Source organism: Streptomyces sp. JK94 (assembly GCF_053613315.1).
In genome coordinates this window covers 33,770-42,852 of sequence record NZ_JBSICH010000013.1, presented here as the reverse complement: position 1 = coordinate 42,852, position 9,083 = coordinate 33,770, and the positions used below count along the sequence as shown (strand labels likewise).

Sequence of the window (9,083 nt, the reverse complement as noted above, 5' to 3'; positions counted from 1 at the left end):
TTGAGACCCGCGGTCCGAATGAAAGATCGCATTGCCAGCGGTGTGCCCGCCGGCATGGGCCATTCGGATGGCATCCGCCACGAGCTGAGCCCTCATATGGCTGGCCATCGACCAGCCCACGACCTCACGCGTGCACAGGTCGATCACCGTCGCCAGATGAAGCCACCTCGGCGGTTGGCATGCAGGTGATGTCCCCGACGAGTTTCAGTCCCGGCATCGGCGCCGTAAAGTCACGCAGGACGAGATCCGGCGCGGGTGCAGCCGAGCGGTCCTGTCTCGTCAGGGACCGCGACTTCCGTCGCGTGATCCCGGCGATCTGTCTCTCTCGCATGACCCGCGCGACCCGTTTGCGGTTCACGACGTGTCCGCGACGGCGCAGTTCGCGGGTGATCCGCAGAGCACCGTAGGCGCCCCTGGAATCGGTATGGATCTCTCGGATGCGGTGCGCAAGCTCCTCTTCGACGCCGGCTTTCTCCTCCCGGGCCTCTTTGTTCTTGTGCCAGGTGTAGTAGCCGGACCGGTCCCAGCCCAGGACGTCGCACATCCGCTTCACGCCGTGGGCGTTCCGGTGTTCGTCGACGAAACGGAAGCGGATCACCGTGTCGTCTCCCGCGCGAAATAGGCGGCGGCTTTCCGGAGGATCTCGTTGTCCTCCTTGAGCCGGGCGTTCTCCCGCCGCAGACGCCTGAGCTCTTCCTTCTCGTCGGGAGTCATACCGGCATCACCCCCGCCGTCCGCGTCCTGGGTGCGGGCCTTGTCCTCGCGGACCCAGTTCCGCAGCGTCTCCAGATGGATGCCCAGGCTTCGTGCGATGTCGGTGAGGGTGCGGTCCTTCGAGGAACGCACCAGACCCACTGCATCCCGCTTGAACTCTTCGGGGTAGTTCTTCCGCTTTGCCACCATGGATCACTTCCCCTGGATGACGAAACATCCAGCGTCCAGGTGTCGGAATCTCGGGGGTCACTCCAGGGGTCGGTGCCGGTGGCGTTGCCGCGCGGATCGACCGCGGTGGCCTGGCGGCCGTCGCCATCGTAGGTCCAGCTCGACTTGTGGCCGAGCGGGGAGATGCGGCTGAGCAGATTGCCGTCGGCATCGTAGGCGTAGGTCGTGGTCTTGCCCAGCTGGTCGGTGCTGCTGCTGAGGCGGTTGTTCTTGTCGTAGACGGCGGTGGTCGTCTTGCCTGCGGCGTCGGTGGTCTTGGTGACGTTGTCGTTGGCGTCGTAGATGTAGCCGGTGGTGTGGCCCAGCGGGTCGGTGACCACGAGCGGCCGGTTGATCGCGTCGTAGGTCGTCTTCGTCGTCGCGCCGGTGGGACCGGTGGTCTCGGTGAGGTTGCCGGCAGCGTCGTACACGTAAGACGTGGTGTAGGCGGCCGGGTCGGCGCCGGAGACGTTCCCGCGCGGCGAGACGCTGCTGAGCAGCCGGCCTACCTTGTCGTACGTGTATGTGGTCCGGCCGCCGGCTGCGTCGGTCTCGGAGGCGAGCCGTCCGCTCGCGTCGTAGGTGCGGGTGAGGGACTTGCCCGCCTGGTCGGTGGTCCGGGTCAGGTTCCCCGCGTCGTCGTAGCCGAGCGTGGCGGCCTCGCCCGCCGGGTTGCGCACCGACGTCAACTGCTCAGCGCCGTTGTACTCGTAGGTCGTCGTACGGCCCAGGGCGTCCGTGGCCGAGCTGAGCAGACCGCGGCCGTCATAGGTGTACTTCGTGGTGTACGCGGCCGGGTCGGCGCCTGAGACGTTCCCACGCGGGTCCGTCCTGGTCAGGACGCGGCCCGCCTTGTCGTACGTAAACGTCGTCTTCTCGCCCAGCGGCGTGGTGACCGATGTCCGGTTGCCCGCGGTGTCGTACCCGTACGTGGTGCCCTTGCCGCGGGGGCTCGTCACGGTCTCCAGCGAGCCGAGCGAGGCGTACGTGTAGACGGTCTTGCCGCCTGTCGGGTCCGTCGCCGACGTCAGCCGGTTCGCGGTGTACGCGTACGTCGTCTTGTTGCCGCGGCCGTCGGTGTGGCTGGTGAGGTTGCCCGCAGTGTCGTAGCTCCAGCTTTCCTTGTAGCCGAGCGCGGCCGGCGCGGTGCGGGTGAGTATCCGCCCCGAGGTGACGAAGAAGGCGGTCGTTCTTTTCAGGATCTCGATCGTCTGCTGCTGTTCGCGGACCTCCCTGCGCAGCCGCTTGAGCTCCTCGCGCTCGGCACTGGTCAGCTCACCGGGCTCGCCCTCGCCCCGGTCCGCCTTGGCCCGGCGGTACCAGCCGCGCAGGGACTCGGAGCTGATGCCGAGTTCCCAGGCCACCGCAGTGACCGTCTTGCCCGAGGAGTCGACGAGCGCGACGGCGTCCCGCTTGACCTCCTCGGTGTACCGCTTCGTGTACTTGCTTCCCACCTGGTGCTACTGCCTCTGGAACCTCAGGTCCCAGTCTCCAGGTGTCCACGATCAAGGGGAAGGTTCACAACGATCCGGGACAGGTTCTGGGCGAAGAGGAGAGCAAGGAGCCCGGCCGCCTTGTCAGGGAGCGGGATCTCGTCGTCGTGGATAAGCCGGTTGACCAGCTGCCAGCGGACGTCCCGAACGATGAGTTGACCGCTGAAGGCCGGGGCGGCCAGTTCGACGGTCGGCTGCCGGGCGTGGCCGTCGCGGCTGGTCCAGGCGAGGAAGCCGTGTACCCGCGGGCCGCGGGCCGGGTAGTCGTCCAGCCAGGCGTCCAGAAGGTTCTGGGTGCATGTGCTGAGGGCGACGTCCTGGGTTGGAGCCAGTTGAGCAGCCGGACGACCTGGGTGACGTAGGCGCGGACGCCATGAGCTTGTGCCTGGCTGACCGGGCGGCGCCGAGAGAAACGACGGAGGCGACGCAGCAGGTGCCAGGTGACGTACGCCTGGAGCACCTTGCCGCTCTCCGGGTCACGGACTTGTGCAGTCCTTGCCGCGAGCCAGCGCTCGAGGACGGCGAGTTGCTCGTCACGCGCGGGCAGTGCGCCGCCGGCGACCAGGTGCATGCGGAGGTTGTCGACCACCTTGGCCGGCCGCAGGCCGTCCAAGGTGTCATGGGTGACCGGCCCGCTTCCGGCTGCAGGGCGCGCAGCGCGCTGCAGCCGTGCGGGGCGGCGGTTCAGCCAGTACAGCCAGGTTCCTGCCGGGCTGCCTCAACAGGGCTTTGCAGACCGGCTCGATGCCGGGGCGCATCCGTCCCTCGACGCTGAGTGTTTCTCGAAGGCGCGCGCGGGCAGCACAGTCGGGGCACAGGCCGTGGTGCTGCAGATGGGTGGCTGTGCCGCACTCGCTGCACGGCCGCTTGCGGGCCGGGTGGTAGCGCCAGCAGGTGGGGCACAGTTCGTCGCCGTTCGGCGCGATGGCCTGGATGCGCAGCGTCCGGCCGCACTGGGCGCAGGGGTGGTGTGTGGCGCCGCAGGACGAACACAGCAGCTCTCCGTCGGCCGTGCGGTAGCTGATCTGGTTGTCGCGGTGGCAGCCGACGCAGATCGCGCGGGGCGCCGCTTCCACGTGCACGAAAGGCAGATTGGGGTGTCGGTGGAGACATGCAAGCACGGACGTCGTTTCCCGCACTCGCTGCAGGCCGCGGTGGGGTATTGGTGGCAGCGCCGGCACAGCGGGCGGTCGCCTTCGCGGGCCTGGATGTAGCGGCGTTCCCCGCACTGCGCACAGATTTTTGGCGGGCGAGGCGGAGGAAGGCCTGGGCCTCGACCGGCCCGAGGACGTTACGGGCGAACCGCCGAACAGCTCAGCCACCGAACCCCGCCATGGATCTTCACGGGATGACACCCTCGCATCCGCGAACCGTCCAGCGGCGCAAACTCGCGCTTGCGCTTCGCGGGCAAATCGGCCGTGTAGCGGAACCAACGCGTCCGACCGCCCCGGCCGGTCGGACCGGCACCTCGCCCTGCACCAGGGCTTTTGTCGATCGACGGCAGTCGCCAACCTCCAGCACAGCAATCGGAATGAGCAATTCCGTCGCGCATGACGCAACGTCGGGAAATCCCTCCTACGACTCGTCGATCAATTGAAGCCAACATGGCGCGGACCACTACCCTGATCTGGGGCATGTATTTTAGATTCGGCAGAGAAGTCCGATCTAGAGGCACGGCTTCCACCAGCAACTTCGGCCGTCGAAGACGGTCACCGGGGGGACGGAATGGGACTCTTCTGTAACACCGAACGAAGCCTGGCCGACGCACTGCGGGAGGCAGTCAGAAGAGGGACCATCCGAGGAACACGGTTTCATGTCGGTCGGCGGGAGCACGTTTATAATCTCGGCCAGCCCGACGCGCACATCTATCTGGTCGAGAGCGGTCAGGTGAAAACACTGACGCACACCCGCGACGGCAAGCAGTGCCTCCTCTCCATACACGGTCCCGGTGACGTGTTCGGGGAGTCCAGCGTCCTGGCCGCCAACCGCACCGAAACCGCACAGGCCATGCAGATCACCACGTTGGTGCAGGTCCGCGTGGCGCAGATGATGACCGACCGGGAGTCGCCGCTGCGCGAGGCGCTGATCGGCCACATGGCGAACCGGCTGCAGGAGCAGCAGCAGGTGATCGCGAATCTGGTGACGATGGACAGCGAACACCGACTGGCGGCACTTTTGGTGAATCTCGGGAAAAAGTTCGGCACACCCAGGGACCAGACCGCCCTGATCCGCGACCGGATAACCCAGGAAGAGCTGGCCGAAATGGTCGGGACGACGCGCTCGCGGATCGGCTACTTCCTCAAACGGTTTTCCGTGGCCGGCGCGGTCCATCGCACCGAAGACGCGCATCTGTGCATTCACATAGCCGAACTGACGGATTATCTGGAGGACTCCTCCTTGTCCGCCGGCCCGTAGGAACCGCACACCGGCGCGGGATATCCCGGCACACTCCGCGGCGGCGCCCCACCGGCGCCGCCCGCGTCGGCTGTCTCCTCCCGGACCGCCTTCTCCATGCGGCGCACCATTTCCTCCAGCAAGCGCTGGGACGTACCGAAGTTGAGCCGGACGAACCCCTCGCCCCCGTACTCCCGTCCGTCGCTGACGGCCACCTTGCCGCGGTCGAGGAAGAACTCCGCGAGGTCGGCACGGCCCAGCCGGTCGGCCAGCCGCCGGGCGTCGAACCACGCCAGGTAGCTCGCCTCGGGCGGCACCAGCTCCAGATCGGGGCCGAGCGACTCGGCCAGCTCGACGAGCATCCGTCGGCTGCCGTGCAGGTAGTGACGCACGGTGCGCAACCAGGGGGCACCCCGGGTGAAGGCGGCCTCGCTCGCGCTCACCCCGAGGATGCCCACGCCGTCCCGTTCCCTGGGCCGCATCTCCATGAGCCGGTCGTGGTCCCGGGGCCGGCCGGCCACCGCCATCGCGCACTTCAGGCCGGACAGGTTCCAGCCCTTGCTGGCCGAGGCCGCCGTCACCGTCGTCACCCGGGCAGCCTCGGGCAGCGAAGCGAGCGGCACATGCCGGTGTCCCGGGTGGGTGAGCGGGGCGTGCACCTCGTCGGAGATCACCGCGACCCCGAACTCGGCTGCCAGTGCCAGCACTTCGCGCAGTTCGCCGACGGTCAGAACCCGGCCGGTGGGGTTGTGCGGGTTGCACAGGAAGTATGCGGTGGCTCCGTCCCGAAAGGCACGGGCCAGCCCCTCCAGGTCGAGCCGCCAGCGGCCTCCGCGCAGCCGCATCGGCCGCGGGACGACCTCGCGGCCGGCCGCGGCGATGGCCTCAAAGTAGGGCGGGTAGGCGGGGACGTCGACCACGACGCCGTCGCCCGGCTCGGTGAACTGCTCCAGCGCCACCTCCATCACCCGCATGGTGTCCGGGAACAGCACCACCGTCCGCGGCTCCACCCGCCAGTCGTGGGCCGCCCGCGCCCAGGCCGCGAAGGCCCGCTGCACGGGGGCCTCGGTGGTGTAGGCGTAGGCGTAGCCGAGGTCGCCGCCCACCGTGAGGTGCGCGCGGATGGCTGCGAGCACCGGCTCGGCGACGGGGAAGTCCATCTCGGCGATGAACGCCGGCAGGATGTCGGGCGGGTAACGCCGCCACTTCTCGCTGCGCCGGGCGGACAGCGAAAGAGCGCGCAGCCCGTCGAACCGGTGGACAAGCTCCTGCTGTGCCTCCGACAACGGCTCCTCCTCCACGGCGCCCTCCTCCACGGCGTCCTTCTCCGCGACGCGGGTCCTCACCAGGTGACGGGCAGTTCCTTGACGCCGTGGATGCCGAACAGGTGGTGCCAGAAGGGCACGTCGGCCGCGGGGACGGCGAGCCGCAGTCCGGGCAGCCGGGTGATCAGCCGGTCCAGGGTGACCTGCAGCTCGACCCGGGCCAGGGACTGTCCGGGGCACTGGTGGGGGCCGTGGCCGAAGCCCAGTTGGCCGCGGGCGGTGCGGGTGATGTCGAAGCGGTCGGGGTCGCGGAAGACCTCGGCGTCCCGGTTGGCGGTCGCCAACTGGCAGACGACGCCCTCTCCGGCGCGGACGGTGTGCTCGCCGAGGGTGACGTCCGCCGTGGCGATCCGGTTCATGCCGATTTGCATGGCCGTCTGGTGCCGCAGCAGTTCGTCCACCGCGTCCGGGATCCGCTTCGGGTCGGCGCGCAGGGCGGCCAACTGGTCCGGGTGCTCCAGCAACAGCATGGTGCCGGTGCCGATCATGGTGGCGGTGGTGTGGTGGCCGGCGGCGAGCAGCAGCCAGGCAATGACGGCGACCTCGGCGCGGTCCAGCAGTCCCGGGGCGACCTGCTCGACCAACAGCCTGCTGATCAGGTCGTCGCCGGGCCGCTTCTCCTTGGCCGCCACCACGCCTTCGAGGTGGTGCAGGATGTCGTCCTTGGCCCGCAGTGTCTCCTCGGGAGTGCTGCGGCCGTTGATCAGGATCCGGGTACGGGACTCGAAGAGCGGACTGTCCTCGGGCGGCACCCCGAGGAGTTCGCAGACGACGGTGGACGGCACCGGGTAGGCGAGCGCCTCCATGAGGTCCAGCGGGCCGCCCTGCTCCTCCATCAGGTCCAGGCGGGCGTCGACGATCTGCTCGATGCGGGGCCGCAGTTCGTCGGCCCGGCGGCCGGTGAAGTCCCGGGCCAGCATCCGGCGGTAGCGCAGGTGCTCGGCGCCGTCGAGCCGGGGGAAGGTGCCCTTGAGCACCTGGGGCACGGGCCGGGGGAACATGCGGGGGAAGTCGGGGTGGGAGCTGTCGGCACTGAAGCGGGGGTCGTCCAGCACGGCCCGGACGTCCCGGTGCCGGGTGACCACCCGCGCCCGCTGTCCGCTGGGCAGGGTGACCTCGGCGAACGGGTCCTCGGCCTGGAACCGGCGGTATCCGGGCGGCGGGTCGAAGGGGCAGCCCGGCGCCTTCTCCTGCGGGAACGCGGGCGGTGCGGCCCCGGGGTCCCGCAGCGGTCCGGCGGCGTCGGTCGTGTCCGTCATAGGAAACCTTCCCTTGCTGTCACCTTGGGCCCGCTCCCGGCACGGAAGCCGACCCTACGGTCCGGCGGCGCCCGGAATCTGTTCACTTCTGCGCATCGGCGGGCCTCTCCAACCCGGCTCAGGCGTCCGGGTGGGCCAGGACGACCGCCGTGTTGATGCCGCCGAACCCGAAGCCGTTCGACAGCACGAACCCGGCGAACGCCCGACGCGGTTCGTCGCGCACGAAGCGCAGGCCGGCGTCGACCGGCTCGCGCAGGCCGGGCCCGGGGTGCACGAACCCGCCCCGCAGTTGCAGCACGGCGGCCACCGCCTCAACCACCCCCGCCGCGCTCAGGCAGTGCCCGGAGAGGGCCTTGGTCGCGTTGATCCAAGGGCCCGCACCGAAGACCTGACGCAGCGCCTCGGCCTCGGTCCGGTCGCCCAGCGGTGACCCCGTACCGTGGGCGCTGACCCAGCCGATGTCGGCCGGGCCCACGCCCGCCTGCGCGAGCGCTCCCCGCATGGCCCGCACCTCGCCGGCCGCCGACGGATCGGCCAGGTGGTTGCCGTCCAGGACGACGGCACCACCCGCGAACCCGGCCAGGACCGGGGCGCCGCGCCCCCGGGCGGAGGCGGCAGTCTCCAGCACCATGCAGGCCGCCGCCTCCCCGGGGTGGAAGCCGCGGTGGCCGGTGTCGAACGGCGCCGGAGGGCTCGGCGGCGCGCCGGCCGCCGGGGCCATCGCGCCGAGGGTGAGGAAGCCGCGGGTCTGGAGCCGCGACAGCCGGGTCATGGCACCCACGACGAGGCACACGTCGGCGGCCCCGGCGGCCAGCATCCGGGCGCCGTGGACGAGGGCGAGGTTGCCGCTGGCCGAGGCCCCGCCGACCGTGCCGCCCTCACCTCGTACACCCAGGACGCGGCTGAGCGTGGCGACGTGGTCGGTGTCCTGGTGCTGGAGGGCGTACCGGGCGGGCAGGTAGGCCGGGTTGCGCTCGGCGCGAGCCCGGCCGTCCTCGGTGACCCGCTCCGTCAGGTTGTTGCCGGCCACCACGATGCCGATGCGTTCCGGCGGTGGCGCCGTACGGTCGAGTCCGGCCCGTAGCCACGCCTGGAGCGCGGCGACGACGCCCGCCCGCACCGGCACCGGTGCCCGCAGCGCGGTCCGCCGGGCCAGGCCATGCAGGGACTCCGGCAGGCCGGGCAGCGCGTCCAGGGCCCGGTCGGGGACGTCGTCCGCCGCCAGCTCGGCCGTGCCCGCGGGCCAGGAGACGCCCGGCCGGTCCGCGTCGGCGGGTGGCACCGGCGCGGTGAGGGCGCACCGTCCCGAGCGCAGCGCGCCGGTCAGGTCCTCCGGGTCGGCCGCGACGGCGCCGAGGACGCCGAGTCCGGTCACCACCACCGCCCGCCCGCCGGGGCCGGGTCCGCTCACAGGTGCTTCCGCATGAGGGCGGCCAGGGTGGCGATGTCCATCCCCTGGTGGAACTCGTGCACGGGCACCGCGATGTCCAGTTCCTCCATCGCCAGGGTGACGATCTCGGCCCGGTCGATGCTGTTGCAGCCCAGGTCGGACAGGGTCCGGTCAGGGGTGAACGCGGCCGGTTCGACCTCCGGCACGATCTCCAGGGTGGTGCGGCGCAGCACCGCCAGCACCCGCTCCTCGGTGCCGTTCGCGCCGGGGGTGCTCTCGGTCGTTCCGTTCACTGGCAGTG

Annotated in this window: 8 protein-coding genes and 2 pseudogenes; 2 read left to right on the top strand and 8 right to left on the bottom strand. The window is 70.4% G+C overall.

Annotated features, from left to right (window positions below; all coding sequences use genetic code 11):
• From ACVV2G_RS13165 to ACVV2G_RS13150, 4 genes and pseudogenes are all read right to left on the bottom strand, one after another.
• Window positions 1–108 (bottom strand): hypothetical protein (locus ACVV2G_RS13165; RefSeq protein WP_453842865.1); only part of this gene is annotated, 108 nt, incomplete at its 3' end.
• Window positions 109–124: 16 nt separating this feature from the next.
• Window positions 125–598 (bottom strand): IS3 family transposase, encoded by a 474-nt coding sequence (locus ACVV2G_RS13160; protein ID WP_453842864.1) that lies wholly within the window; start codon window positions 596–598, stop codon window positions 125–127.
• Window positions 599–723: 125 nt separating this feature from the next.
• Window positions 724–903, bottom strand: a pseudogene (locus ACVV2G_RS13155) (transposase); the annotation flags it as partial.
• A gap of 65 nt (window positions 904–968) precedes the next feature.
• Window positions 969–2,375: pseudogene (locus tag ACVV2G_RS13150) on the bottom strand (transposase); the annotation flags it as partial.
• Window positions 2,376–2,416: 41 nt separating this feature from the next.
• Here ACVV2G_RS13150 and ACVV2G_RS13145 point away from each other — a divergent pair.
• The gene (locus tag ACVV2G_RS13145) at window positions 2,417–2,776 is read left to right on the top strand and encodes a hypothetical protein (RefSeq protein ID WP_453842863.1); all 360 of its coding nucleotides are present in this window, start codon (window positions 2,417–2,419) and stop codon (window positions 2,774–2,776) included.
• A gap of 1,363 nt (window positions 2,777–4,139) precedes the next feature.
• Window positions 4,140–4,829, top strand: coding sequence for a Crp/Fnr family transcriptional regulator (locus tag ACVV2G_RS13140; RefSeq protein ID WP_453842862.1), 690 nt, complete (start codon window positions 4,140–4,142; stop codon window positions 4,827–4,829).
• On the opposite strand, the gene ACVV2G_RS13135 is transcribed toward ACVV2G_RS13140, so the two are convergent.
• From ACVV2G_RS13135 to ACVV2G_RS13120, 4 genes are all read right to left on the bottom strand, one after another.
• Window positions 4,793–6,154 carry a MalY/PatB family protein gene (locus ACVV2G_RS13135; protein ID WP_453842860.1) on the bottom strand — a complete coding sequence of 454 codons (1,362 nt, stop codon included), beginning with the start codon at window positions 6,152–6,154 and terminating at the stop codon, window positions 4,793–4,795. The genes ACVV2G_RS13140 and ACVV2G_RS13135 overlap by 37 nt on opposite strands.
• Window positions 6,151–7,392, bottom strand: coding sequence for a cytochrome P450 (locus tag ACVV2G_RS13130; RefSeq protein ID WP_453842859.1), 1,242 nt, complete (start codon window positions 7,390–7,392; stop codon window positions 6,151–6,153). The genes ACVV2G_RS13135 and ACVV2G_RS13130 overlap by 4 nt, the downstream gene beginning before the upstream one ends.
• Window positions 7,393–7,510: 118 nt before the next feature.
• A complete protein-coding gene (locus ACVV2G_RS13125; protein ID WP_453842858.1) occupies window positions 7,511–8,803 on the bottom strand; it encodes a beta-ketoacyl synthase N-terminal-like domain-containing protein in 1,293 nt (430 codons plus the stop codon).
• On the bottom strand, window positions 8,800–9,075 hold the full coding sequence (locus ACVV2G_RS13120; protein ID WP_453842857.1) for a phosphopantetheine-binding protein: 276 nt from the start codon (window positions 9,073–9,075) through the stop codon (window positions 8,800–8,802). The genes ACVV2G_RS13125 and ACVV2G_RS13120 overlap by 4 nt, the downstream gene beginning before the upstream one ends.
• Window positions 9,076–9,083 lie beyond the last annotated feature (8 nt).